The organism is Pseudomonas sp. FYR_2, assembly GCF_043106425.1.
GTDB lineage: Bacteria > Pseudomonadota > Gammaproteobacteria > Pseudomonadales > Pseudomonadaceae > Aquipseudomonas > Aquipseudomonas monteilii.
The window spans coordinates 198874-224891 of record NZ_JBICMM010000054.1 but is presented as its reverse complement, the minus strand read 5'-3'; the positions used below and the strand labels follow the sequence as shown (position 1 = coordinate 224891).

The window sequence follows — 26018 nt, the reverse complement described above, 5'->3', positions numbered from 1 at the left end:
CCTCAAATGAGTCTGGATATCAATGTTTTGCAAAAAGAGGGTTTTCCATCAAGCTTGCAGCCACAGCTTTTACATTTCCGAAAAGTGGCGAAGGGAATACATCGGGGAGCGATGGAAAAGAGTGTCGTAGCTGCACGGTTATATAAGCACGGGGTTCCGCACTATGGGTACACCCGATGGGATCTAAAATACAATTTTGAAACCAACGGGTTTGCAGCGGATTTTGTGGCTGGCAGCCCCATTTTTCATTTGCCGGTTGGTCACTATGAGGCGAAGCTGAATATCTTTGTATTGGGCGTGGGACCTTTTAAACCCGCACGAGGACTCGGAAATTATAAATCTTACGAAGTCAGTAAAAGAGATCTTAGGAGTTTCTCTCTTCCTGCTGCTCAGCACGAGAGACCGCAGCTAGCAGGGTCAGCGTGGCCTGAAGTTGCTAAAGCAATGTGGGATGTGCGTTTCCAAAGGGAGATTGACCGGTTTGATGGGATGCTTGAGCGCTATGGACCACCAGAAGCGCCGCCTTCTCCACCCCCTAGGCGACGCTAACTCTAGAAGTAAGCCTTTCGTTAAGCAGGCGCGGCATGCGTTGAGCCGCGCCCAGGACAGATGTTCAGTGCGCGCAGCGACTGGTGTCCCCTTGCTCCGCAGGTGCTTTTCGCGCGGCAGCCAGAAAAGTCGCCAGCACGATCAGCGCAGCACCCGCAGCCATGCGCAGGCTCGGTTGGTCACCAAACAACCACCATGCCCCGATAATCGCGCACACCGGCTCCAGCGCGATGATCATGCCGGCAATGCGGATTCCAGGCTCTTGACGAACAGAAACTGCGACAACCCGGTGCAGAACACACCCAGCAAGGCCAGGTCGACCCAGTCGCTGCCTGCCAGGCGGGTGCTGCCCAGCAGGTCGAAAGTCGGTACCACCAACACCAGGCCGGCGGTAACCATCTTGCGGGTGACGTGTGCTTGCCTGATCGCGATATCCGCAGTTGCCTTGCTACGCCGCGTCACTCTCCGCCGTAGTTCATGATTGACAACAGGCGGATGGGCACCTGCACCAGCTGTTCGGGGCCATGCGGGGTTTCACCGTCGAAGGTCAGGCTGTCGCCGGCATGCATGTGATAGAGCTGGTTGCCATGGCGGTACACCAGCTCGCCCTCCAGCAAGTGGAGGAATTCGGTGCCCGGGTGGGCGAAGGTCGGGAACTCTTCGCTGGCGTCGTCCATGCTCACCATGTACGCCTCGAAGTTCTTTTTCGGCCCCCTGGCGTGATTGAGCAAGTGGTAGGTGTGGCCCTTCTCGGTGCCGCGGCGCACCACCTCCAGCCCTTCGCCGGCCTTCACCAGCAAGGCATTGCCGTCGGGTTGGTCATACTGGCTGAACAGCTTGGCCATCGGCATGCCCAGGACGTCGCACAGGCGACTGAGGGTGTCGAGGCTGGTGGACACCTGGGCATTCTCTATCTTGCTCAACATGCCCTGGCTGATGCCGGCGATGCGCGCCACGTCGGCGAGCTTGAGGGACTGGGCCTGGCGCTGGCGCTTGATCTGGAGGCCCAGGTACTGCTCCAGGCGAAGGCGCGGTTCGGTTTCGGTCGACATCGAATGTCCTGCACGGTTTCAGTTCAAGAATAAAGATTTCGCACTGGGAAAGTGCGAAAAGCAGCTGCGTTGGCTGCTTCTTTCCTCGGGTGAAAACAAGTTTCCCATAAATAGAACAGAAAAACCTGCTTGGGTTTTGTGTTGTTTGTACGGGCTTCTTCGTGGGCAAGCTGCTCCCACAAGGCTTTGCGTCGAATCCACTGTGGGAGCGGGCTTGCCCGCGAAGAGGCCCGCACTGATCCCCAAAGGCCACCCCCCGGACAAACTTGGCAAGCGCATTGCATTCCTGTGGGGAAAGTAAGTTTCTTATGCGGAATCATTGCCCCTTACCCAGGAGTGTTCAACCCATGTTGCCAGCAGAAACCCAGCGCACCCTCGACCAGCATGGCATCAAGTACGTGCTGGCGCAGTTCGTCGATATCCATGGCTCGGCGAAGACCAAATCGGTGCCGGTCTCGGGCCTGAAGATGGTGGCCGAGGAGGGCGCCGGCTTTGCCGGGTTCGCCATCTGCGGCATGGGCATGGAGCCGCACGGCCCGGACTTCATGGCCCGTGGCGACCTTTCCACCTTGATCCCGGTACCGTGGCAGCCGGGTTATGGCCGGGTGGTGTGCGTGGGGCATGTCAACGGCCAGCCCTGGCCTTACGACAGCCGCTATGTGTTGCAACAACAGGTGCAACGCCTGGCCGACAAGGGCTGGACCTTGAACACCGGTCTGGAACCGGAATTCAGCCTGTTCCGCCGTGACGAAGGCGGCAAGCTGCAACTGGTGGATGCCTCCGACAACCTCGACAAGCCGTGCTACGACTACAAGGGCCTGTCGCGCTCGCGGCTGTTTCTCGAGCGCCTGACCGAGGCACTGCAACCGGTAGGCTTCGACATCTACCAGATTGATCACGAAGACGCCAACGGCCAGTTCGAGATCAACTACACCTACAGCGACGCCATGGAGTCGGCCGACCGCTTCACCTTCTTCCGCATGGCCGCCGGTGAAATCGCCAACGACCTGGGGATGATCTGCTCGTTCATGCCCAAGCCCGACCCCAAGCGCGCCGGCAATGGCATGCACTTCCACCTGTCGCTGGCCAGCAGCACCAACAAGAACCTCTTCCACGACGCGTCCGACAGCAGTGGCATGGGCCTGTCGAAGCTGGCCTACCACTTTGCCGCAGGGCTCCTGGCCCATGGCCCGGCGTTGTGTGCCTTCGCGGCACCGACGGTCAACTCCTACAAGCGCCTGGTGGTCGGCCGTTCCTTGTCGGGTTCGACGTGGGCCCCGGCCTTTGTCGCATGGGGGGCCAACAACCGCTCGGCGATGGTGCGCATCCCGTATGGCCGCCTGGAGTTCCGCCTGCCGGACGCCGGTTGCAACCCGTACCTGGTTACCGCCGCGATCATCGCCGCGGGTCTCGATGGCATCGACCGCCAGTTGGAGCCGGGCGAGATGTGCAACGAGAACCTTTACAACCTCAGCCTTGAAGAAATTGCCGCACGCGGCATCAAGACCCTGCCGCAATCGCTGAAGGAAGCCGCCGACGCGCTCGAAGCCGACCCGTTGTTCCGCGAGGTGTTGGGCGCTGAGATCGTCGACGAGTTCATCAAGCTCAAGCGCATGGAGTGGGTGGAGTACTGCCGCCATGTCTCCGACTGGGAAATCCAGCGTTACACCGAGTTTTTCTGAGCTGCAAGCTATAAGCCGCAAGCTGCAATAGAAAGCCAGTGCGCGGTGAACATAACTATCCCGTTCTATTACGGACAACTTGCAGCTTGCCCCTTACAGCTTGCTGCCGAACGTAGTGAGGCTCTTTTATGTGTGGAATCGTAGGTCTGTACCTGAAAAAGCCCGAGCTGGAGGCCCAGCTTGGCAAACTCTTCGAACCCATGCTCGAAGCCATGACCGACCGTGGCCCGGACAGCGCAGGCTTTGCCATCTACGGCGACGAAGTGGCGGATGGCTGGGTCAAGTTGACCCTGCAAGCCACGGATATCGACTACCCCTGGACCACCCTGATGGGCCAGCTGGAGGGGCGCCTGGGCTGCTCGCTGGACGGGTTCCAGAACGCCAGCGCGGCGGTACTCAAGGTGCATACCAGCGAATCGGCTGCCCGCCAGGCGCTGAGCGAACTGGCCCCGGACGTGCGCATCATGAGCGCCGGGCAGAGCATCGAAATCCTCAAGGGCATGGGCCTGCCAGCGGAAATCTCCAGCCGTTTCGGCCTAGCCGGTATGAAGGGCAGCCACATCATTGGTCATACCCGCATGGCCACCGAAAGCGCCGTGACCATGGAAGGCAGCCACCCGTTTTCCACCGGTGCCGACCTGTGCCTGGTGCACAACGGCTCGCTGTCCAACCACTTCCGCCTGCGCCAGGAACTGAAGCGCGAAGGTATCAGCTTCGAAACCGATAACGACACCGAAGTGGCCGCCGGCTACCTGACCTGGCGCCTGCAGCAGGGCGATACCCTGGCCCAGGCCCTGGATGGCGCGCTGGAAGACCTGGACGGTTTCTTCACCTTCGCCATCGGCACCCGCAACGGCTTTGCCGTGATCCGCGACCCGATTGCCTGCAAGCCGGCGGTGCTGGCCGAAACCGACGACTACGTGGCGATGGCCTCGGAATACCAGGCCCTGACCAGCCTGCCGGGCATTGAGCATGCCAAGGTCTGGGAGCCGGCTCCGGCCACCCTGTACGTCTGGGAGCGCGAAAGCGCCTGACCTGCCACCGAACCTCTGGAGAACCTTATGAAAACGATCGACCTTTCCAGCACTTCGGTGCGCGTGCTCAACCAGTCCCTGCACGGCGAGGTGCAGGACCACGAATGGCGGGTGACTCACCCCGATGGCAAACACAACCTGGCCGTGGGCATCAACGCCGCCGTGGCGGTGGATATCGAAGGCCACGCGGGCTACTACTGTGCCGGCATGAATCAGCAAGCCAGCGTGACGGTGCATGGCAACGTGGGCGTGGGCGTGGCCGAAAACATGATGTCTGGCTCGGTGCGGGTCAAGGGCAGTGCCTCCCAGGCCGCTGGTGCCACCGCCCATGGCGGGCTGCTGGTGATTGAGGGTGATGCCGGTGCCCGTTGCGGCATTTCCATGAAAGGCGTGGACATCGTGGTGGGCGGCAGCATCGGCCACATGAGCTGCTTCATGGGCCAGGCCGGGCGCCTGGTGGTGTGTGGTGATGCCGGCGATGCGTTGGGCGACTCGCTGTACGAGGTGCAGATTTACGTCAAAGGCTCGGTGCAGTCGTTGGGCTCGGACTGCATCGAAAAAGAAATGCGCGCCGAGCACCTTACAGCGTTGCAGGAGCTGCTGAACAAGGCAGGCCTGGACCACAAGGCCGCCGATTTCAAACGCTACGGCTCGGCCCGTCAGCTGTACAACTTCAAAGTCGACAACGCCAGCGCGTACTGATCCAGGAGCATTCCCATGAGCGAACAATTCCCCCCGGTACTGCGTGAGTCGGCCACCTTCGATCGCCTGACCATCCAGGAAATTCAGCGTGCTGCCGAAACCGGCATCTACGACATTCGCGGTGGCGGCACCAAGCGCCGTGTACCGCACTTCGACGACCTGCTGCTGCTGGGTGCCAGCGTGTCGCGCTACCCGCTGGAAGGCTACCGCGAGAAGTGCGGCACCGATGTGGTGCTGGGCAACCGGTTTGCGAAAAAGCCGATCCACCTGAAAATCCCGGTGACCATCGCCGGCATGAGCTTCGGCGCGCTGTCGGCCAATGCCAAGGAAGCGCTGGGCCGTGGTGCGACCATCGCTGGCACCAGCACCACCACCGGCGACGGCGGTATGACCCCGGAAGAACGCGGTCAGTCGCAGTATCTGGTGTACCAGTACCTGCCGTCGCGCTATGGCATGAACCCGGATGATCTGCGCAAGGCCGATGCTATCGAGATCGTCCTCGGCCAGGGCGCCAAGCCGGGCGGTGGCGGGATGCTGTTGGGCATGAAGGTAACCGAGCGCGTTGCCGGCATGCGGACCCTGCCGATCGGCGTCGATCAGCGCAGTGCCTGCCGCCACCCCGACTGGACCGGGCCGGACGACCTGGCGATCAAGATTGCCGAGATCCGCGAGATCACCGACTGGGAAAAACCGATCTACGTGAAGATCGGCGCCAGCCGCCCGTACTACGACGTCAAGCTGGCAGTGAAGGCCGGTGCCGATGTGATCGTGCTCGACGGCATGCAGGGCGGTACTGCAGCGACCCAGGAGGTGTTCATTGAGCACGTCGGCATCCCGATTCTGCCGGCCATCCCGCAGGCCGTGCAGGCACTTCAGGAAATGGGCATGCACCGCAAGGTGCAGCTGATTGTATCGGGCGGCATTCGCAACGGTGCCGATGTGGCCAAGGCCATGGCACTGGGCGCTGATGCGGTGGCCATTGGTACGGCGGCGCTGATCGCCCTGGGCGACAACCACCCGCGACTGGACAGCGAACTGAAGAAGATTGGCTCGGCGGCCGGCTTCTATGACGACTGGCAGAACGGTCGTGACCCGGCCGGCATCACCACCCAGGACCCGGAACTGGCCAAGCGCCTGAACCCGGAAGAGGCCGGGCGTCGGTTGGCCAACTACCTGCGTGTGCTGGTGCTGGAGGCGCAGACCATGGCGCGGGCGTGTGGCAAGTCGCACCTGCACAACCTGGACCCGGAGGACCTGGTGGCGTTGACCGTGGAAGCGGCAGCGATGGCACGGGTGCCGCTGGCGGGGACTGCGTGGGTACCGGGCCAGGCGCAGTACTGATCTCCCCCGACACCGCCGGCTGCCAGCCGGCGGTTTTCATTGCACAGGAGTGACTCCATGAAGCTTGCCCTTGCTGTTGTGCTGTTCGCGCTGACACCGCTGGCCTACGCCGCAGAACCCACCCTGGACACCGGCAACACCGCCTGGATGATCTGCGCCGCGATGTTCGTGCTGATGATGTGCATACCCGGCCTGGCGCTGTTCTACGGTGGCATGGTACGGGCGAAGAACTTCCTTTCGGTGTTCACCCAACTGTTTGCCGTAGCGGGTGTGATCGGCATCCTTTGGGTGCTGTTTGGCTACAGCCTGGTGGTCGACACCACGGGGATGGTCGAGGGGCAGTTGACCTTCAACAGCTTCATCGGTGGCCTGGACAAGGCGCTGATGCTGAACATCGGCCACGACAGCCTGGTGGGCACGATCCCGGAAGGTGTGTTCGCGGTGTTCCAGCTGACGTTCGCCATCATCACCCCGGCGCTGATTGCCGGTGGTTTTGCCGAGCGCATGAAGTTCAGTGCTTCGTTGCTGTTCATGGGGGCCTGGTTCGTGCTGGTGTATGCGCCGATCGCCCATATGGTGTGGGGCGGGCCGGGGGCGCTGATGGTCAACTGGGGCGTGCTGGATTTTGCCGGCGGCACGGCGGTGCATATCAACTCCGGCGTCGCTGCCTTGGCGGCGGCGTTGATGCTGGGCAAGCGCAAGGGCTATCCGCAGGTGGCCATGCCGCCCCACAACCTCGGTTTTACCCTAGTGGGTGCCGGGTTGTTGTGGGTGGGCTGGTTTGGCTTCAACGTGGGGTCGGGGTTGGCGGCCAACGAAGGAGCAGGGGTGGTGATGCTGGCGACCATGGTGGCGGCCTGCGCCGGGATTGTCGGCTGGTTGCTGACCGAGAAGGTGATGCATGGTCGACCGACTGCCCTCGGTGCGGCGTCCGGCGCGCTGGCTGGTTTGGTGGGGATTACCCCGGCCTGTGCGTTTGTCGGGCCTTTGGGGGCTGTAGTGATTGGCCTGTTGACCGGGGCCATCTGTTTCTTTGCCGTGACCCGACTGAAACAGGCATTGGGGTATGACGACAGCCTGGACGTGTTCGGGCTGCATGGCGTGGGCGGGATGGTCGGTGCGATTCTGACCGGGGTGTTTGCTGCACCGGCGTTGGGAGGTTATGTGGAGGGCGTATCGCCTATAGGGCAGGCGCTGGTGCAGTTGAAGGGGGTGGCGTTCACCTTCGTCTATTGCTTCGTGGTGAGCTGGGCGATTCTTGGGGCCATCAAGCTGACCGTGGGCCTGCGGGCCAGTCGGGAAGAGGAAGAGCAGGGGCTGGACCTGGCGGAGCATAATGAGCGGGCGTATAACCTCTGACTGATGTGTTGTCTGTACCGGCCTCTTCGCGGGCACGCCGGCGAAGAGGCCGGTACAGGTTGAATCAGTGCCCCATGGCCAACTTGGCACTCATCTGCCGACGACGGTAGGCACTGTCACGCGAAGCCAGCCACCAGTACAGCGGCGAGGTAACCGCCAAGCCCACCAGCCACGACAGGTCAGCCCCGTTGATGTGCTCGGAAATCGGCCCGACATACAGCGGCGTGTTCATGAACGGGATCTGCACCACGATGCCCACGGCATAGGCGATCAGCGCCTGCGGGTTGTAACGGCCGTAGATGCCGCCATCGACCTGGAAGATCGACTGGATGTCGTAGTCGCCCTTGTGAATCGCGTAGAAGTCGATCAGGTTGATCGCCGTCCATGGCACCAGCACCACCAACAGCACCAGCACCATGTCGACGAAGTGGCCGATGAAGTCTGCCGAGGCGAACACCGCCACCACGCAGCAGGCCGACAGCACGATCAGCGAAAGCACCGCGCGGCTCTTGGCGGTCGGGATCCAGCGGTAGGCGAAGGTTTGCACCAGGGTGATGATCGACAGCACGGCACCATACAGGTTGAGGGCGTTGTGGCTGATGACACTGAGCAGGAACAGCACCAGCATGATCGGGCCCAAGGTACCGGTGGCCAGCTTGACCGCGTCCATGGTATCCATGCCGGCCGGGATCGCCAGCACCGCCACGGCGCCGAAGATGAACGACAGGCTCGAGCCCAGGGCCGAGCCCAGGTAGGTGGTCCAGAAGGTCGAGCTGACTTTCACATCCGCCGGCAGGTAGCGCGAGTAGTCCGACACATAGGGCGCAAAGGCGATCTGCCACAGCGCCGCGAGCGACACGGTGGCCAGCCAGCCGGCCAGGTTGAAGCCGCCGCGGGTGAGGAAGTCGTCGCTTTGCACATGGGTGAAGATGTAGCCGAAACCGACCACGATGCCGATGCCCAGCACCCACGTGCCGATACGGTTGAGCACATGGATGAAGCGGTAGCCAATGATGCCGATGATGCCCGAGCCCAGCGCACCGATGAGGATGCCTACCGGTACCGGCACGGCGTCGACCACACCATGCAGCGACTTGCCGGCGAGCACGATGTTGGAGGCGAAGAAACCGATGTACATGACGCCGGCGATCACCACCACCAGCAGCGCGCCAAGGGTACCGAACTGGGCGCGGCTCTGGATCATCTGCGGGATGCCCATTTGCGGGCCCTGGGCCGAGTGCAGTGCCATCAACACACCGCCAACCAGGTGGCCGACCAGGATGGCGATGATGCCCCACACCAAGTTCAGGTGAAACAACTGCACGCCCAGCGCGCCGGTAACGATGGGCAGCGGCGCGATGTTGCCGCCGAACCACAGTGTGAACAGATCCCTTACCTTTCCATGGCGGTCTTCCGGCGGTACGTAGCCGATCGTGTGTTTTTCTATGAGGGGTGCCGAATTGGCTGCACTGGTCATGACTGACTCCAAGGCAAGGTAGGGCATCGGGAACTGCCCGGGGGCGTGCCGGCGAAGGGCGACGCGTTCTTGTTGGAGCGATGATGCGGGGCGCGGGGATAACGAGAAATTAGTAAATATGTACCCATAAACCTTAAAAAACCTAAGGCTGACAAAAGCTTAAGCGGGTGACGGTAGCAAGGAGGGTGCCAGTTGGCGGGAGGGCTGAAAGTAGAGGGGTTCGCGGTTTGGTGGGTCGTTTGCGATGGACTGTGCTGGTGCGCCATGCGCGTTTTCAGGGCAGAAGAAAAAGTAGCTTGTGCCGGCCTCTTCGCGGGCAAGCCCGGTCCCACAGGATTACCACAGCTTCTGAAAGCTGCGTTGTACTTGTGGGAGCGGGCTTGCCCGCGAAGAGGCCAGAACAGGAGAAAACAGCTACATCGGCAACAACCGATCCTGAATCACCTCTTTCATCACCAGTGTCGAGCTCAAGCGCTTCACATTGGGAATGCTGGTCAGCTTCTCGTCATACAGCTTTTGAAACGCCGGCAAGTCCTTGGCCACTACGTGCAGCAGGTAGTCCGGGTCACCAAACAGCCGCTGTGCTTCGACAATCTGCGGGATCTCGGCCAGTGCCGCTTCAAAGTCCGCCACCGGCTGGCGGGTGACCTCCCGCAGGGTCACGAACACCAGCGCGGCGAAGTTGAGCCCCAGTGCGCTCGGCGCCAGGCGGGCGTGATACCCCAGGATCGCCCCGCATTCCTCCAGTGCCTTCAGGCGCCGATGGCAGGGCGACAGGCTGAGCCCCACCCGATCGGCCAATTCGGTCACCGAGAGGCGACCGTCTTTTTGTAGTTCGGCAAGAATCTTTCGATCAGTCCTATCCATTGAGAAGGATCTTCCAGTAATTGAACCCTGAGGGGAAATATACGAAAGAAAATCCCCGGACGGAATCCGTAATCTTTCGGCATCCCTAAGCAGTGGAAAAAGGAAGATTCAAGTGGCTATCAGTGTTCTGACGGCATTCTGGGCCGTGTCGATGCTGTTCGTGATTACCCCGGGGGCAGACTGGGCCTACGCCATTTCGGCGGGCATGCGCGGGCGCTGGGTGATGCCGGCGGTAGTGGGCATGCTGTCGGGGCATTTCCTGGCCACCTTGGTGGTAGCGGCAGGTGTTGGCAGCCTGCTGGCCGGCCACCCGTTGGCGCTGACCTTGCTGACCCTGGCAGGGTGCAGCTACCTGCTGTGGCTGGGCGGCAACCTGTTGCTGAGCCCGGCATTGCCCGAGGCCGGGCAGGGCGGTGAGGGGGAGTCGGGCTCGCGCTGGGCGTTGAAGGGTTTTTGCGTCAGCGGGTTGAACCCGAAAGTGTTCCTGCTGTTCCTGGCCCTGTTGCCGCAGTTCACCGACCCGCAGTCAAGCTGGCCGGTGCCGTTGCAGATCCTGCTGCTGGGCCTGGTGCACCTGTGCAGCTCGCTGGTGATCTATTCGTTGGTCGGCTATGGCGCCAAGGCGGTGCTGAGCACCCGGCCGGGGGCGGCCAGGCTGGTCGGGCGGGTGTCGGGGGTGGCGATGATCACGGTGGCCTTGGGCTTGATCGCGGGGCAGATCAACTGAGTTCACCGGTTTCAAAAGGCTTCAGATAAACTCGTAGCCTTTCACAGCACAACCAGGACGTGCTCCATGCCCGAAGCCACACAACTGTTAACGTTTGCCCTGATCTGCCTCGGCATGGTGCTGACCCCGGGGCCGAACATGATCTACCTGATTTCCCGCTCGATCTGCCAGGGGCGCAAGGCCGGCTTGATTTCCCTTGGCGGCGTAGCGCTGGGTTTCGTCATCTACATGTTCTGCGCTGCTCTGGGCATCACCGCCCTGGTGATGGCTGTGCCTTTTGCCTACGATGCACTGCGCATTGGTGGCGCGCTGTATCTGCTGTACCTGGCCTGGCAAGCGCTGCGCCCGGGTGGTCGCTCCCCGTTCCAGGTCAAGGACCTGCCGGCGGACAGCCCGCGCCGGCTGTTTACCATGGGTTTTGCCACCAGCCTGCTGAACCCCAAGATCGCCGTCATGTACCTGTCGCTGATGCCGCAGTTCATCGAACCCGGCCACGGCAGTGTGCTGGTGCAGTCACTGGTGCTGGGCTCGACGCAGATCGCCATCAGCGTCTCGGTCAATGCATTGATCGCGATCATGGCCGGTTCCATTGCGGTGTTCCTGGCCGGTCGACCGTTGTGGCAGCAGGTTCAGCGCTGGTTGATGGGCACTGTGCTGGCGGGCCTGGCCGTGCGCATGCTGGCTGAAGGGCGTCGCTGAGCCGTCAGGCGAGCTGTCGGGTTCAGCTGCCCAGCACCTTCCCGAGTATCTGAAACACCTGTTCTGCCGAGTAGGGCTTTGCCAGAAAGGCAAAGCCCTGGTGCCCGCCCTCAGCAATCGACTCGCTGTAGCCCGAGGTGAGGATAACCGGCAATTGCGGCCGCTGACGCCGCAGTTCACGGGCCAGTGCCAGCCCCCCCATGCCGGGCATCACCACATCGGAAAATACCGCATCGAAATGGCCTGCAGGCCCCGCCAACTGGGCCAAGGCATCTTCGGCCGAACGCGCATAGCTGATCTGGTAACCATGGTCCTCAAGGATTTGTGCAGTGAAGTTACCAAGGTCGGGGTTGTCTTCCACTACCAGTATTCGCCGCTGCTCACCTTGCGCCTGAGCCTGTGGGCTGGCCATGGTGTCTGCCGTCGGAGCCGCTGGCGGCGCCTCCTGAGGCAAATAAAGGGTGAACGTGGTGCCCTGACCCGGGGTGCTGTGCACCTGCACATCCCCGCCCGACTGCTTGGCAAAGCCGAACACCTGCGAAAGCCCGAGACCGGTGCCTTCGCCTGGCGCCTTGGTGGTGAAGAACGGGTCGAAGATACGCTCCAGCAGTTCGGCGGCAATGCCCACACCGCCGTCACTCACCGAAATCGCCGCAAATGTGCCTGCCTGCACAGGCTGGCCACGCAAGGCAGGCAGGCGCTGGTCAGCCAGCAAGCGCAGTTGCAAAGTGCCTTCACCTGCAATGGCGTCACGGCCATTGAGCATCAGGTTGATCACCGCAGTTTCCAGTTGGCTGAGGTCGGCGCGGATGTGGCAAGGCGCCTCTGGCAACTGCAGCTCCACCTGGATGCGCGCACCGGTGGCGGTGTCGAGCATGTCGGCCATGGCTTCCAGCCGTGGCCCGGCTTCGAACACCTGAGGGCTGAGGGCCTGGCGCCTGGCAAAGGCCAGCAACTGCCCCGTCAGCTTGGCACCGCGGTCGACCGTGTCGGACATGGTCTTGAGGTAGCGTTCGCGGCGCTTTTCATCGAGGCTTGGGCGCTGCAGAAAATGCAGCGAGGAGCGGATGATGGTCAGCAAATTGTTGAAGTCGTGGGCAACACCACCAGTCAGTTGGCCGATGGCTTCAAGCTTTTGGGTCTGGCGCAGCACGGCTTCGGTGTGCAGTAACTGGGTAGTGCGCTCTTCGACGCGATGTTCGAGGGTGGCATTGAGTGCTTCGAGCGCCGCCATGGCTTCGCGCACTTTGGCATTGGCTTGTACCCGCTGGATGTGGGCCCAGGAGCGTTCGGTGACTTCACTGAGCAAAGCCAGTTCGTAATCGGTCCATTCGCGCGGCACGCAGTCATGGATGGCCATCAATGCGGTCAGGCGACCGCCTTTCATCAGTGGCATGCAGATGGTGGCAGTGATGCCGATGGCCTGAAAGGTGGCTGCCTCGTCGGCAGCCAGTTCACTGAGGTTGTCGTTGATCACCAGGGGCAGGCCGCTGCGCAGGCGGCTGAACGCCAGGCGACCGAAGTCGTGCAACTGGTACTGGCCCACCAGCCGTGGCGCGCCGTGGGCTACTGAGTCACCGCAGATGGTAAAGCCGTCTTCGTCCGGGTCCATCACCGCATAGGCGCAGCTGGACAGCCCCAGGTGTTCCACCAGCATACGCGTTGTGGTGGCCAGTATCTGGTCCGAGGCTGTGGCTTCGGCCACGGCGCGGCCGAGTTGGTCAAGGAAGTTGAGGCGCTGGTTGGCGATCACGCTGGCCGTGGTTTCGGTCACGGTGTCGAGCATGCCCAACACCGTGCCGTCATGGTCACGGATGGGGCTGTAGCAGAAGGTGAAATAGGCGCGTTCCGGGCCGCCGTTGCGGTTAATCGTCAGCGGAAAGTCTTCTATGTACACCGCCTCGCCAGCCAACGCGCGGTCGGCCATCCTGCCGATGTCCGCCCAGGCTTCCTGCCACACGTCGCGGAAGGGGATGCCCAACGCCAGGGGCTTGCGCCCGAGAATCGGGGTGAAGGCGTCATTGTGCAGGGTGAGCAGGTCCGGGCCCCACAGCACGGCCTGTGGAAAGCGCGATGCCAGGCACAGGGCCAGGGTGGTTTTCAGAGCGTCTGGCCAGTGTTCGAGCGGGCCCAGAGGCGTGGCGGCCCAGTCGTGGTTGCGGATGCGTTCGGCCATCAGTCCGCCGCCGTCTAGCCATTTTGCCATGTGCTCTGCCGGTCCGTTTGCATAAAGCCTTTAGGGTGCACCGAGAATAGGCGATTGGCGAGGGGTTTGTGCAGGCTTGTGCCGGCCGCTTCGCCGGTACGGGCTAGCGAATGAAGTGCACCTTGCCAGAGTCATCGTTGCCCATGTAAATACCGTAAACCCCTGCCTGCCGCTCAAGGATGTAGCGCTCCAGTATCTGCCGGATCGCCGGGTAGTAGATCTCGTCCCACGGAATCTCATCCGGTTCGAAGAACTTGTACGACAGCGTTTCTGCCCCGTACTGCCCGGTTTCTTCGATGGCGATGGCGCGGAAGATGATGTACACCTCGCTGATTTTCGGCACGCTGAAAATCGAGTAAGGCGAAACGATGTCGGCACGTACGCCGCTTTCTTCCCACACCTCGCGCAGCGCCGCCTGCTCGGTGGTTTCGCCGGCCTCCATGAAACCAGCCGGCAAGGTCCAGGTGCCCGGGCGCGGGGGGATGGCGCGCTGGCACAGCAGGTACTTGCCATCGCGCTCGATGATGCAGCCGGCGATGATCTTCGGGTTGACGTAGTGGATGTAGCCGCAGCCGGTACAGTGCAGGCGTTCGTGGGTATCGCCTGTGGGAACGCCCCGGGCCAGTTCCGTGGTGCAGTGCGGGCAGTAGCGCGGGGCGTTGGGCATGATCAGCGACCTATACGGGGTTCCTTCAGGGCCAGGGGCTCGACAATGTCGCGTACCTTGGCGTTGTCATCCTGCTTCTGGCGCAGGTAGTCCAGGGCTACCTTGGCGGCAGCGCGGACGTGGTCGACCGAGGCCTGGTGAGCCACCAGCGGGTCGCCACCCTTGATCGCCTCGACGATCTTTTCCATTTCGCGGTTGCTGGCGCCCCGGCGGTTTTCCTGCGACACAGATGTAGCACGCAGGTAGCTGATGCGCGCCTGCAACTGGCGCAGCTGCTGGGCCGCCACCTGGTTGCCGGAACCTTCCAGCAGCACATCGTAGAAACCTTGAACCGAGTCCAGCACCTGTTGCAGTTCGCCTTCTTCGAGGGCCTCGCGGTTGACCTCCAGCGCACGTTCCAGGGCACGGATGTCCTTGGCTTTGGCGTTGAGGGTGAACAACTGCACGATCAGGCCTTCGAGCACGCAACGCAGCTCGTAGATGTCGCGGGCATCTTCCAGGGTGATAATGGCGACGCGCGGGCCCTTGGCGTCGGCGAATTCCACTAGGCCTTCGGATTCCAGGTGTCGCAGCGCTTCGCGTACCGAGGTACGGCTGACCCCAAGGCGGTCGCAGAGGTCGCGCTCGACCAGGCGGTCGCCTGGCAGCAGGTGGAAGTTCATGATCGCGGCGCGCAGCTTGTCGAGCACGATTTCGCGCAGGGTAACGGGGTTGCGGTTGACCTTGAAGCTGTCGTCGAGTGGCTGGCGTTTCATCAGGTGCGCTCTTTATGAGGCTGTTGCGCCAACATCGCGGAACGCCCCGAACCGAGGCTTTCCATGCAGTGGTTCGAACAGCCCGTTGTTAACGGGTTGGCTCCGCATCGGCTTCGGCAAATGCTTCACGGGCCAGGCGGAAGCTGTCCACCGCCGCGGGTACGCCGCAGTAAATGCCGACCTGGAGCAGGATTTCGCGAATCTGTTCACGGCTCAGGCCATTGCGCAGTGCGCCCCGAATGTGCAGCTTGAGTTCGTGGGGCCGGTTGAGTGCGGAAATCATGGCCAAGTTTATCATGCTGCGCTCTTTGAGCGACAAGCCTTCGCGGCCCCAGACGTGGCCCCAGCAGTATTCTGTGACCAGTTCCTGCAACGGTTGGGTGAACGCGTCGGCGTTCTGGATCGAGCGGTTGACGTAGTCCTCGCCCAGCACCTGGGTGCGGATCTGCAAGCCTTTCTCGTACTTTTCGTTGCTCATGTGCAGTACTCCGGAAGAAAACAGGGGCCGCAACCGAGGGGGAGACGATTAGCGCGGCCCCTTAAAAGGGGTGAAACGGGGGCCGCTGTGCGGCCCATCGCCGGCGATTCCAAGATCAGCCCAAGGGCGGCAGGGCGCCCAGCTTGCCTTTGTGGTACACCATCGGCGTTACTGGCTGCTCGGGCAGCACCAGGTTTTTCACGGCGCCCACGATGATCGCATGGTCCCCGCCGTCATACTCGCGCCACAGTTCGCACTCGATGATCGCCGTAGCCTTGGTCAGCAGCGGGTTGCCCAGCTCACTCAGGTGCCAGTCGATGCCTTTGGCCTTGTCCTTGCCTTTACCGGCGAAGGCATAGGCTTCGGCCGTTTGCTCGGCGGACAGCAGGTGAATCGCGAACTGCTTGCTGTCGCGCAGGATCGGGTAGGTGTCGGAGGCGTAGTTGGGGCAGAACAGCACCAGCGCCGGGTCGATCGACAGCGCGCTGAAGGCGCTGGCGGTGATGCCGACGATGGCGCCGTCGGCGTCCAGCGTGGTGACTACCGTGACGCCGGACGGGAAGGAGCCCATCACGTCTTTGTAGATGCCGGGTTCGATCATCTCGTGTTCCTCTTAACGCATCACGAACGGGTCGGGCATCGGCGCGGTGGACAGGTTGATCCACACGGTCTTCAGCTCGGTATAGGCCAGCACCGAATCGATGCCGCTCTCGCGGCCGTAGCCGCTGTTCTTGAAGCCGCCGATCGGTGCCATGGCCGACACGGCGCGGTAGGTGTTGACCCAGATAATCCCCGAGCGCACGTCGCGGGCCAGGCGGTGGGCACGGCCCAGGTCGCGGGTCCAGATGCCGGCGGCCAGGCCGAACTGCGAGTCGTTGGCGATTTCCAGTGCCTCCTCCTCGGTCTTGAAGCGGATCACCGCGGCAACCGGGCCGAACACCTCTTCCTGCATGATGGTCATCGCGTTGCTGTCGCACTCGAACAAGGTCGGCTCGTAGAACCAGCCTTCACCTTCGACTTCAGCACGCTTGCCGCCCATGTGCAGCTTGGCACCTTCGGCCTTGGCCGCAGCGACCAGGCCTTCGACCACGGCCAGTTGCTGGGCGGTGGCCATAGGGCCCATTTCGCTGGCGTCGTCCTGCGGGTTGCCGATGCGAATGCGCTTGGCACGGGCAATCAGGCGTTCGACGAACTCGTCGAAGATCTCGTCCTGTACCAGCAGGCGCGAACCGGCCACGCAGCTTTGCCCGGAGGCTGCATAGATGCCGGCCACAGCGCCGTTGATGGCGCTGTCCAGGTCGGCGTCGGCAAAGATGATGTTTGGCGACTTGCCGCCCAGCTCCAGCGACAGCTTGGCGAAGTTTTCGGCACTGCTGCGCACAACGTGGCGCGCGGTGGCGGCGCCGCCGGTGAAGGCGATCTTGCGCACCAGCGGGTGGCGGGTCAGCGCCGCGCCGGTGCTTGGGCCGTAACCGGTGACCACGTTGACCACACCGGCCGGGAAACCGGCCTCAAGGGCCAGGCGGGCCAGTTCGAGGATGGTCGCCGAGGCGTGCTCGGACGGTTTGAGCACGATGGTGTTGCCGGCGGCCAGGGCCGGGGCCAGCTTGATCGCGGTGAGGTACAGCGGGCTGTTCCACGGGATGATGCCGGCCACTACGCCAATCGGCTCGTGCACTGTGTAGGCGAACAGGTCGGGCTTGTCCAGCGGCAGGGTGCCGCCTTCGAGCTTGTCGGCAAGGCCCGCGGTGTAGTGGAAGAACTCTGGCAGGTAGCCCACCTGGCCGCGGGTTTCGCGGATCAGCTTGCCGTTGTCGCGGCTTTCCAGCTGTGCCAGGTGCTCCTTGTTTTCGGCAATCAGGTCGCCCAGGCGACGCAGCAGCTTGCCGCGCGCAGTGGCGGTGATGCTGCGCCATTCCTTGCTGTCGAAGGCACGCTGGGCGGCCTGCACCGCCAGTTCGACGTCGGCTTCATCGGCATCGGGCAGTTGCGCCCAGGCCTGAGCGGTGGCCGGGTTGAGGCTGTCGAAGGTCTTGCCGCTCTGGGCATCGCGCCATTGGCCGTCGATGCACATCTGGAAACGAACGAGGGTCATGCAACAATCCCCTTGGCGGATTCGGTGAGGGTGCGGGCTTGCGCGAGGAAGTCCAGCAGCATCTTGTTGACTTCACGCGGGGCTTCTACCGGCATCATATGCCGTTGCTCGGCGAGGACCACACTGTGCGCACCCGGAATGCTGGCGGCGAGCTGGCGGGTCATGGCCGGGGTAGAGCCCGAGTCGAGTTCGCCGGTGGCGATCAGCGTCGGCACCTGGATGCTGCCCAGGTCGTCGGCGCGGTACATGTCCTGGGTGGCGAACAGCGAATAGGTGGTGTGATAGCCCTGCGGGTCGTTGCTCGCCAGTACCTGGCGAATGGCGGCGACCTGTGCCGGGTTGGCAGCCTTGTATTCACGGCTGAACCAGCGGTCCAGGGCGGCGTCGACGTTGGCGTCGGGGCCCAGCTGCGCCGCCTGGGCGGCGCGGGCGATAACGCCGGCACTCTGCTCGGGGGTGCGGTTGAACACGCTGTTGAGTACCACCAGTGCTGCCAGGCGTTGCGGGTAGTTCAGGGCAAATGCACGGGCAACCAGGCCGCCCATGGAGAAGCCGATCACGGTCGCTTGTGTGATTTGCAGGTGGTCGAGCAGTTCTGCGAGCTGGGCGGCGTAGCCTTCCAGGCCGATGTCGGCAGCCGGCAGGGCGCTTTGGCCGTGGCCGAGCATGTCGTAGGCGATGACGCGGTAGTCGTTGGCCAGGCCAACGATCTGACCGCCCCACATTTCCTTGTTCAGGCCCACGCCGTGGATCAATACCACGGGTTGGCCCTGGCCGACGGACAGGTAGCTGGTGCCGGCTGGGGTGTGTTCAGCGACAGGCTGAATCATGGAGGGCGCTCCTTGAAGGTCGGGCGCGGCGGGTAAGCACGCCACGCCCCGGCCCCGTTTTGGTTGTTGTTATTGAGCGTTGGCTTTTTCGGCAGCCAGTTCTTCCAGGTCGATGTAGCGGTTGCCGATGCGCGGGTGCAGGCGGCCGCCGTCGGCAGCGCCGAGGACCACGACGATTTCATCGGCACGCGGGGCGTCTTCGATCTGCATTTCCAGGGTGATGTAGTGCGAACGCAGGCCTTCGTCGTCCTTCTGCATCATCGGGATCTGGATCGAGGTGCCTGGGCCGCCACGTTTGTTGGTGAAGCTCAGGTAGCTCTTGGCCTGTACCGCTTCGCGATAGTGGTTGCCGAAGCGCAGGGTGTGGATCACCGCCGAGGCGTGCTCGATTTCGCCATCGGCGCCCACTACTGCAGCTTTACCGTAGGCTTCGATCTTGTCGGCACCGCCGATGGCGGCAGTCAGGCGCTCGACCATCAGGGCACCCAGCTCCGAGCAGTTGGCGCGGATTTCCGGCTTCAGATCTTCAACGAAACCGCGACCGGCCCATGGGTTCTTGATCACGACGGCCAGGCCGACCATGGTCACCGGCTTGTCGGTGGCCTTGCCGCCTTCGATGCGGGTCTCTTCGGAGTAGGTGACGATCTTGCGGATTTCGAAACTCATGGGTGGCTCCTGGTGAGGGTTATCAGCTCTTGTTGTCTGATGGTATACCATAATATTTGTTGTGCAAGAGGAGGCTAGAAATTTCTCTTGCTGGGAGACGAAAGGTGGCGTGATGCCTTGATTCTTGTCGTGTCTGTACTGGCCTCTTCGCGGGCAAGCCCGCTCCCACAGGGATCGCACAGTCTTCCTGCCTTGCGCAGATTTCATAAAAAAGCCCGCTCATGCAGGCCGCAGGGGCCCACGTGAGCGGGCGCGTCCCGCAATGGTTCAGGCAATGGGAATTCAGGCGAACGCCGGCACCACTTCCTTGATGAACAGCTCCAGCGACTTCTTCTTCTCGGCGTGGGGCAGGCTGTTGTCGCACCAGAAGCTGAACTCGTCGACACCGAGCGCCTGGTAGTACTTGATGCGCGCAATGATCTCTTCCGGGGTGCCGATCATGGTGTTCTTGCGGATGTTCTCCAGCTCGAACGCCGGCACTTCGGCGAACTTAGACTCCGGGCTTGGCTCCAGGAAGCCGTTGACCGGGGTGGTCTTGTTGCCGAACCAGGCGTCGAAGGTGCGGTAGAAGCGCGAGATGGCCTGGGCGCCGACCTTCCAGCCTTCCGGCTCGGCCGGGCTGTGCACATGGGTGTGGCGCAGCACCATCAGTTGCGGGCGCGGCACATCCGGGTTGTTGTCCAAGGCGGCCTGGAACTTGTTCTTCAGGTCCAGCACTTCTTCGTCACCCTTCATCAGCGGGGTGACCATGACGTTGCAGCCGTTGGCCACGGCGAAGTTGTGCGAGTCCGGGTCGCGGGCGGCGATCCACATCGGCGGGGTGGCGTTGAATGGCTTCGGTACGCTGGTGGAAGTGGGGAACTTGTAAACTTCGCCGTCGTGGGCGTAGTCGCCTTCCCACAGCTTGCGCACTACCGGGACCATTTCGCGCAGCGCCTTGCCGCCGTCGGTGGCCGGCATGCCGTTGGCCATGCGGTCGAATTCGAACTGGTAGGCGCCACGGGCCAGGCCCACTTCCATGCGCCCGTTGCTGATCACGTCGAGCAGGGCACATTCGCCCGCCACGCGGATCGGGTTCCAGAACGGCGCGATGATGGTGCCGGCGCCCAGGCGGATCTTGTCGGTGCGTGCGGCCAGGTAGGCCAGCAGCGGCATCGGGCTTGGCGAAATGGTGTATTCCATGGCGTGGTGTTCGCCAATCCACACGGTGCTGAAACCGCCGTCTTCGGCCATCAGGGTCAGTTCGGTCAGGTCTTCGAACAGCTGACGGTGGCTGACCTGTTCATCCCAACGTTCCATGTGCACGAACAACGAAAATTTCATGGGGCTTTCCTCAACGCTTGAAAGGGGCTGGCGCCGGGCAGGGGAGGCGCCAGGGGGCTCGATTCAGAATAGGCTTCAGGCAAAGGCCGGCAGGCTGGCCATCTTGCCGCGGCAGTACACCATCGGCCGTGGCGCTTCTGCAGGGACGATCAGGTTGTGCACCTTGCCGACCATGATGGCGTGGTCGCCACCTTCATATTCACGCCACAGTTCGCATTCGATAACAGCGGTGGCGCCGGCCAGGATGGGGTTGCCCAGTTCGCTCAGGGTCCACTCGATGCCACTGGCCTTGTCCTTGCCCTTTTTGGCGAACGCATAGGCTTCAGCCTGCTGTTCACCCGAGAGCAGGTGAATGGCGAAGCGTTTCTGCTTGATCAGCACAGGGTAGGAGTCGGAGGTGTAGTTGGGGCAGAACAGTACCAGCGGCGGGTCCATCGACAGGGAAGAGAAAGCGCTGGCGGTCAAGCCGACAACCGAGCCGTCGTCGTCCAGGGTGGTGATGACGGTAACGCCGGACGGGAAGGAGCCCAGGACGTGCTTGTAGACGGTTGCGTCGATCATCTCGTGTACCTCTAAAGGCTGCGGTGGTCCGCGGTTTTTATCGTTGATGTGTCTGATGGTATACCGTAATACCTATTTTGCAAGCGGAATTTTCAACCCTGATTTTTCACGAGGAACGGCTCTAAGCCACGAAAATAGCGGCTTTGAGCGGTGAGGCGGTTTGTCGCAGGGGTTTTGCGAGCAGATCAGCGGGCGTTTTTTCCTGCGGATCAGTGTTGTCAAAAGTTTGGAATACCATAATATGGTCCGCAGCTGAGAGGCCGCCCTGGATGCGGTTTCCTTACAACGATAAAAACGACCTTTCGAGCTGAATCCTATGTCCCAACCGTCGTCGCAACACCAGTTTGTCGAGAATCACACGGTCGATTACGTTCCACCTGCCGAGCGCCACGGGAAGGCGCGCGACCTGTTCACCCTCTGGTTCAGTACCAACATTGCGCCACTGCCTATCGTCACCGGCGCCATGGTGGTTCAGGTATTCCACCTCAATCTGTTATGGGGGCTGATTGCCATTGTGCTGGGCCATCTGGTCGGCGGCGTGGTCATCGCCCTGGCCTCTGCGCAGGGACCGCAGCTGGGCATTCCACAGATGGTGCAGAGCCGTGGCCAGTTCGGCCGCTACGGCGCCTTGCTGATCGTGTTCTTCACCGCGCTGATCTATGTCGGCTTCTTCATTTCCAACATCGTCCTGGCGGGTAAGACCATCCATGGCATCACCCCAAGCGTGCCGATGCCGGGCGCGATCGTGATCGGTGCCCTCAGCGCCACTGCCATTGGCGTGATCGGTTATCGCTTCATTCATATTCTGAACCGTATCGGCACCTGGGTGATGGGTTCGGCGCTGCTGGCCGGCTTCATCATGATGTTCGCCCAAGACCTGCCGGCCGACTTCTTCAGCCGTGGTGCATTCAACCTGTCGGGCTTCATCGCCACCGTGTCATTGGGCACCATCTGGCAGATCAGCTTCTCGCCATACACCTCCGACTACTCGCGCTACCTGCCGCGTGAAGTAGGCATCGCCAAGCCATTCTGGGCCACGTACTTCGGCGCCACCCTGGGCACCATCCTGTGCTTCAGCTTTGGAGCGGTGGCGGTGCTGTGCGTGCCGGAAGGCACCGACGCCATGGATGCGGTGAAACAGGCCACCGGCTGGCTGGGCCCGATTCTGATGGTGCTGTTCCTGCTCAACATCATCAGCCACAACGCCCTCAACCTGTATGGCGCGGTGTTGTCGATCGTCACCGCGATCCAGACCTTCATGGCCGATTGGACGCCGAGCATCAAGGTGCGGGTGATCCTGGCATCGGTGATTCTGGTGGGCTGCGGGATGGTTGCCCTGAACGCCTCGGCGGATTTCATTGGCCACTTTATCGGCCTGATCCTGGCGCTGCTGCTGGTGCTGGTGCCGTGGGCTTCGATCAACCTGATCGACTTCTACCTGATCAAGAAGGGGCAGTACGACATTGCGTCGATCTTCAGTGCTGATGGCGGTATCTATGGCCGCTTCAATCACCACGCGATCATTGCCTATGCGTGCGGGATTCTGGTGCAACTGCCGTTTGCCAATACGTCGCTGTATGTGGGGCCGTATTCCAACATTGTCGAAGGGGCGGACTTGTCCTGGTTGTTCGGGTTGATCGTCACGGTGCCGTTGTATTACTGCCTGGCGACGCGCGGCAAGGCTGCCGAGGAGTCGGGGCGGGTTGTGAGTGTCAACGACTGATAGATGACTTTTGCTGTAAATGGGGCTGCAACGCAGCCCCTGTTGTTTCAGGTCAAACCTTGAACTGCGCGACCATGCCGTTCAAGTCCACCGCCAACCGCGACAGATCCTGCGCCGCCGCACTGGTCTGGTTCGCTCCCGCCGACGTCTGCATCGCCAGATCACGAATGTTCACCAGGTTGCGATCAACCTCTCGGGCCACCTGCGCCTGCTCCTCCGAAGCACTGGCAATCACCAGGTTGCGCTGGTTGATCGACGCAATCGCCTCGGCAATCACTTCCAGCGCCTGACCAGCACCTTGCGCCACATCCAGTGTGCTGGTGGCACGCCCCTGGCTGCTGTGCATCGCTGTCACCGCCCGCTCGGTACCGTTCTGGATACCGGCGATCATCTGCTCGATCTCCGCCGTCGACTGTTGGGTACGGTGGGCGAGGGCGCGAACCTCATCTGCCACCACCGCAAAGCCGCGGCCCGCCTCGCCTGCGCGGGCTGCTTCGATAGCGGCGTTCAGCGCCAGCAGGTTGGTTTGCCCGGCAATCGCGCCAATCACATCCAGCACGCGGCTGATCTCGTTGGCATTGCTGGCCAGTTGCTCGATTTCGGCCGAGGTACCCGTTACGTCAGCCACCAGATGCTGAATGGATGCCAGTGCCTGATTGACCCGGTCGCGGCCATCGCGGGTGGTCTGGTCGGCGCCCTTGGAAGCATCGGCCGTGCTGACCGCATTGTTCGCGACCTCTTCGACGGCGGCGGTCATCTGGTTGACGGCGGTGGCCGCCTGGTCAATTTCCGCGCTCTGCTGGTGCAGGCCGCGGCTGGTGTCTTCGGTCACGGTGTGCAGCTCTTCCGAAGCCGAGGCCAGCTGGTCGGACGACGCGGCGATCTTGCGCAGGGTATCGCGCAGGCTTTCCTGCATACGGGCCAGGGCGCGTAAGAGCAAGGCTGGCTCGTCGCGACCGGTCACGCGAATTTCCCGGGTGAGGTCGCCGGTTGCCACGCGTTCGGCAACAGCCACGGCATCGGCCAGTGGTACCACGATGCTGCGGGTGAGCACGGTGGCAATGGCGGCCAGGGCAAGCATGATGACCAGTAACGAGGTGATGATGGCGGTGAACGCGTCGTCGGCCACATCGCTGCTGCGCTGCGAGGCGTCTTCGGCACCCTTGCTGTTATAGCCGAGCAGGGCGGTCATGGCCTTCATCATGGTGTCGGCGCGCTGCGTGAGGGGGCCGCTGATCTGCTGCTTGGCATCGTCCATGCGGCCTGCGGCAATGTCCTGCAGCACTTTTACCTGCAGGTCGAGGTACTCTTGGTGTGCGTCAGTGAAGGTGTTGAACAGGGCGCGCTCGTCGGCCGCGATGATGGTGTCGGCGTAGTCTTTCAACCCGCCTTTGAGCTCGGCGTTGATGCCTTCGAGCAGTTGCAGGTTGCGTGCGCGCTCGGCGGGGTTGTCGTCCAGTGCGGCGCGCAAGGTGAAAGCCCGTGCGCGGCCCAGGTTGCTGCTGATGTCACCCAGGGCTACCACGGCGGGCATCCAGGTGACACGGATCTCGTCGGTGGCCTTGTCCATCTCGCGGGTTTCATAGAGTGCGATAAGGCCCATGAACAGGACCAGGATGCCCAACAGGGCAAATACGCTGGCAGCGCGAATGCCGATCTTCATATTCCGTAACTGCATGGAATGCTCCTTGACGGTGGCGTGCAGGCCTCAGGAGCTTGGTCGGAAAGCCGGGTCACCGGTAGGGCGCCAGGCTCTTGATGCGCTGCGGATTAGTAGTGTTGCCTCACCCTCTTGAATACTTTTTTGGTTTGAATGATGCCATATGGCCATCATTATTGAACAGTCCAACAATGTAACGAGATAATTGACAAAACCGTCGTTTATTGACGGTTTTGTCAGGATCTTGCTGTCAAACGATCGCAATCATCGGGTCGGCAGCAGCCAAGGCCACGGCACGATCAGCCGCGGGCGGGTAGATCCATACCGAGTTGATCTGGCGCTTGAGGTCCTTGCCTTCCTGGCCTTGCAGCTTCAGTTCGCGCTCCCAGCCTTCGCTGTAAGCCGCGCCCCATTCACCCAGGTCAAGGCAGGTGACGTACTTCGGTTGGCGGTAGACCACCGGTGCAACCCCAAGCAGGTCAGCCATGGCGTTGTTGCCGCTGTGGCGACCCATGGGAATGGCGTGCTGGCAGGTCATCAGGGCGTGGTTGCCGATTTCATCGACAGCGGCCCAGGCGGTATCACCGGTGGCGTAGATGTGCTGCTGGCCCACCACTTTCAGGTGGTCATCGACCTTGAGCCGGCCGAAGTTGTCACGCTCGCCGGCAACCTGTGCGGTCAGCGGGCTGGCCTTGACACCGACGGTCCAGATTACGGTGCTGCTGGCGATGTATTCGCCGTTGTCGAGGGTGACGCCGCCTGCATCCACAGCCACCACCGAGGTATCGGTCAGCCATTCGACCCCGGCCTGTTCCGAGGCCGCAACGATCGACGGCTTGATGCCAGCACCCAATGCTGCGCCAATGCTGACACCACGGTCAACCAGCAGCACCCGTACATCGTCACCCAGGATGGCACGCAGTCGGGCGGGCATTTCGGTGGCGGTTTCGATACCGGTGAAACCACCGCCACAGACCACCACGGTGTTGCGGGCAGGTGAAGCGGGCAGGGCCCCCAGACCCGTCAGGTGCTGCTCCAGGCGAACAGCCGATTCCATCTGGTCGACATCGAACGTGTGCTCGGCCAGGCCCGGGACTGCTGGGCGCGCTACCTGGCTGCCGGCGGCGAGGATCAGGCGGTCGTAGGCGATCTGCTGGCGCTGGCCGTGGCTGTCGATGTAGCTGACGCTGCGTGCATCGGCATCGATGGCCTCGGCGTTGCCAGTGATGAAGCGCACGCCAACGGCTTCGAACAACTCACCCACGGGGGCCTTCAAGGTATGCGCGTTGGCTTCGTAGAAGCGCGGACGAATACGCAGTTCTGCTTGCGGGGCGAGCACGCTGATGCTCAGGTCGTCGCGCTGGGCCTGGTCGAGCAGGCGAGCGGCGCTCAGGGCGCTCCAGACACCGGCAAAGCCGGCACCGATGATGAGGATGTTCGATTTCATGTAGATGCTCCGCAAGGTTCGAAGAGGGCTTCGAGGACGGGTGGATGCCGCTCGAATAACTACGACTGTATCGGTCGTAGTTTCTCCCGGCAAGTCTTTTTTCGAGCACGCCGGTGCC

24 protein-coding genes and 1 pseudogene are annotated in these 26018 nt (G+C 62.3%); 9 read left to right on the top strand and 16 right to left on the bottom strand.

Annotated elements, in window-relative coordinates; all coding sequences use genetic code 11:
- Positions 1 to 6: 6 nt before the first annotated feature.
- Positions 7 to 549 carry a hypothetical protein gene (locus tag ACF8R4_RS24085; protein ID WP_223624097.1) on the top strand — a complete coding sequence of 181 codons (543 nt, stop codon included), beginning with the start codon at positions 7 to 9 and terminating at the stop codon, positions 547 to 549.
- A 64-nt stretch (positions 550 to 613) separates the two neighbouring features.
- Here ACF8R4_RS24085 and ACF8R4_RS24080 read toward each other — a convergent pair.
- Positions 614 to 930: pseudogene (locus ACF8R4_RS24080) on the bottom strand (EamA family transporter); the annotation flags it as partial.
- Between the two features lie 77 nt (positions 931 to 1007).
- Positions 1008 to 1601, bottom strand: a complete 594-nt coding sequence (locus ACF8R4_RS24075) for a cupin domain-containing protein (protein ID WP_060497095.1) — start codon at positions 1599 to 1601, stop codon at positions 1008 to 1010.
- Positions 1602 to 1948: 347 nt separating this feature from the next.
- Between ACF8R4_RS24075 and glnT the strand changes: the two genes are divergently transcribed.
- The 5 genes from glnT (at position 1949) to ACF8R4_RS24050 (ending at position 7719) form a co-directional block, all read left to right on the top strand.
- The gene (gene glnT, locus ACF8R4_RS24070; RefSeq protein WP_019097857.1) at positions 1949 to 3283 is read left to right on the top strand and encodes a type III glutamate--ammonia ligase; all 1335 of its coding nucleotides are present in this window, start codon (positions 1949 to 1951) and stop codon (positions 3281 to 3283) included.
- Positions 3284 to 3411: 128 nt separating this feature from the next.
- Positions 3412 to 4317, top strand: a complete 906-nt coding sequence (locus ACF8R4_RS24065; protein WP_392493612.1) for a glutamine amidotransferase family protein — start codon at positions 3412 to 3414, stop codon at positions 4315 to 4317.
- A 27-nt stretch (positions 4318 to 4344) separates the two neighbouring features.
- A complete protein-coding gene (locus tag ACF8R4_RS24060; protein WP_060497093.1) occupies positions 4345 to 5019 on the top strand; it encodes a protein glxC in 675 nt (224 codons plus the stop codon).
- Between the two features lie 15 nt (positions 5020 to 5034).
- Positions 5035 to 6360 carry an FMN-binding glutamate synthase family protein gene (locus ACF8R4_RS24055; RefSeq protein WP_060497092.1) on the top strand — a complete coding sequence of 442 codons (1326 nt, stop codon included), beginning with the start codon at positions 5035 to 5037 and terminating at the stop codon, positions 6358 to 6360.
- A 57-nt stretch (positions 6361 to 6417) separates the two neighbouring features.
- Positions 6418 to 7719, top strand: coding sequence for an ammonium transporter (locus tag ACF8R4_RS24050; RefSeq protein ID WP_019097855.1), 1302 nt, complete (start codon positions 6418 to 6420; stop codon positions 7717 to 7719).
- A gap of 64 nt (positions 7720 to 7783) precedes the next feature.
- On the opposite strand, the gene ACF8R4_RS24045 is transcribed toward ACF8R4_RS24050, so the two are convergent.
- Positions 7784 to 9196 carry a cytosine permease gene (locus tag ACF8R4_RS24045; RefSeq protein ID WP_060497091.1) on the bottom strand — a complete coding sequence of 471 codons (1413 nt, stop codon included), beginning with the start codon at positions 9194 to 9196 and terminating at the stop codon, positions 7784 to 7786.
- A 414-nt stretch (positions 9197 to 9610) separates the two neighbouring features.
- A complete protein-coding gene (locus ACF8R4_RS24040) occupies positions 9611 to 10063 on the bottom strand; it encodes an Lrp/AsnC family transcriptional regulator (RefSeq protein ID WP_060497090.1) in 453 nt (150 codons plus the stop codon).
- A 112-nt stretch (positions 10064 to 10175) separates the two neighbouring features.
- On the opposite strand from ACF8R4_RS24040, the gene ACF8R4_RS24035 reads away from it, so the two are divergent.
- Both ACF8R4_RS24035 and ACF8R4_RS24030 read left to right on the top strand, forming a co-directional pair.
- Positions 10176 to 10790 carry a LysE family translocator gene (locus ACF8R4_RS24035; RefSeq protein WP_060497089.1) on the top strand — a complete coding sequence of 205 codons (615 nt, stop codon included), beginning with the start codon at positions 10176 to 10178 and terminating at the stop codon, positions 10788 to 10790.
- A gap of 66 nt (positions 10791 to 10856) precedes the next feature.
- On the top strand, positions 10857 to 11489 hold the full coding sequence (locus ACF8R4_RS24030) for a LysE family translocator (RefSeq protein ID WP_104834577.1): 633 nt from the start codon (positions 10857 to 10859) through the stop codon (positions 11487 to 11489).
- Positions 11490 to 11511: 22 nt separating this feature from the next.
- Here ACF8R4_RS24030 and ACF8R4_RS24025 read toward each other — a convergent pair whose 3' ends face one another.
- The 10 genes from ACF8R4_RS24025 to ACF8R4_RS23980 form a co-directional block, all read right to left on the bottom strand.
- Positions 11512 to 13695 carry a GAF domain-containing protein gene (locus ACF8R4_RS24025; RefSeq protein ID WP_104834578.1) on the bottom strand — a complete coding sequence of 728 codons (2184 nt, stop codon included), beginning with the start codon at positions 13693 to 13695 and terminating at the stop codon, positions 11512 to 11514.
- Between the two features lie 103 nt (positions 13696 to 13798).
- Complete coding sequence (locus ACF8R4_RS24020) at positions 13799 to 14362, bottom strand: NUDIX hydrolase (protein ID WP_060497086.1); 564 nt, start codon at positions 14360 to 14362, stop codon at positions 13799 to 13801.
- A 2-nt stretch (positions 14363 to 14364) separates the two neighbouring features.
- Entirely contained in the window at positions 14365 to 15117 is a 753-nt protein-coding gene (locus tag ACF8R4_RS24015; RefSeq protein ID WP_003256074.1) for a GntR family transcriptional regulator, read from the bottom strand.
- Between the two features lie 88 nt (positions 15118 to 15205).
- Complete coding sequence (locus ACF8R4_RS24010; protein ID WP_060497085.1) at positions 15206 to 15595, bottom strand: carboxymuconolactone decarboxylase family protein; 390 nt, start codon at positions 15593 to 15595, stop codon at positions 15206 to 15208.
- 115 nt (positions 15596 to 15710) lie between these two features.
- A complete protein-coding gene (locus ACF8R4_RS24005; protein ID WP_060497084.1) occupies positions 15711 to 16196 on the bottom strand; it encodes a flavin reductase family protein in 486 nt (161 codons plus the stop codon).
- A 12-nt stretch (positions 16197 to 16208) separates the two neighbouring features.
- Positions 16209 to 17690: an aldehyde dehydrogenase gene (locus ACF8R4_RS24000; RefSeq protein ID WP_164524625.1), complete on the bottom strand. Its 1482-nt coding sequence runs from the start codon at positions 17688 to 17690 to the stop codon at positions 16209 to 16211.
- On the bottom strand, positions 17687 to 18520 hold the full coding sequence (locus ACF8R4_RS23995) for an alpha/beta fold hydrolase (RefSeq protein ID WP_060497082.1): 834 nt from the start codon (positions 18518 to 18520) through the stop codon (positions 17687 to 17689). Before ACF8R4_RS23995 ends, ACF8R4_RS24000 begins: the two co-directional genes overlap by 4 nt.
- A gap of 69 nt (positions 18521 to 18589) precedes the next feature.
- A complete protein-coding gene (locus tag ACF8R4_RS23990; RefSeq protein ID WP_003256068.1) occupies positions 18590 to 19186 on the bottom strand; it encodes an amino acid synthesis family protein in 597 nt (198 codons plus the stop codon).
- A gap of 282 nt (positions 19187 to 19468) precedes the next feature.
- Complete coding sequence (locus ACF8R4_RS23985; protein WP_060497081.1) at positions 19469 to 20509, bottom strand: LLM class flavin-dependent oxidoreductase; 1041 nt, start codon at positions 20507 to 20509, stop codon at positions 19469 to 19471.
- A 75-nt stretch (positions 20510 to 20584) separates the two neighbouring features.
- The gene (locus ACF8R4_RS23980) at positions 20585 to 21070 is read right to left on the bottom strand and encodes a flavin reductase family protein (protein ID WP_060497080.1); all 486 of its coding nucleotides are present in this window, start codon (positions 21068 to 21070) and stop codon (positions 20585 to 20587) included.
- 316 nt (positions 21071 to 21386) lie between these two features.
- Here ACF8R4_RS23980 and ACF8R4_RS23975 point away from each other — a divergent pair, with 316 nt between their 5' ends.
- Positions 21387 to 22793 (top strand): cytosine permease, encoded by a 1407-nt coding sequence (locus ACF8R4_RS23975; RefSeq protein WP_104834580.1) that lies wholly within the window; start codon positions 21387 to 21389, stop codon positions 22791 to 22793.
- Positions 22794 to 22845: 52 nt separating this feature from the next.
- Here ACF8R4_RS23975 and ACF8R4_RS23970 read toward each other — a convergent pair whose 3' ends face one another.
- Together ACF8R4_RS23970 and ACF8R4_RS23965 are read right to left on the bottom strand one after the other, a co-directional pair.
- Positions 22846 to 24471: a methyl-accepting chemotaxis protein gene (locus tag ACF8R4_RS23970; RefSeq protein ID WP_156868185.1), complete on the bottom strand. Its 1626-nt coding sequence runs from the start codon at positions 24469 to 24471 to the stop codon at positions 22846 to 22848.
- 232 nt (positions 24472 to 24703) lie between these two features.
- A complete protein-coding gene (locus tag ACF8R4_RS23965) occupies positions 24704 to 25900 on the bottom strand; it encodes an NAD(P)/FAD-dependent oxidoreductase (protein ID WP_060497077.1) in 1197 nt (398 codons plus the stop codon).
- Positions 25901 to 26018: the final 118 nt, after the last annotated feature.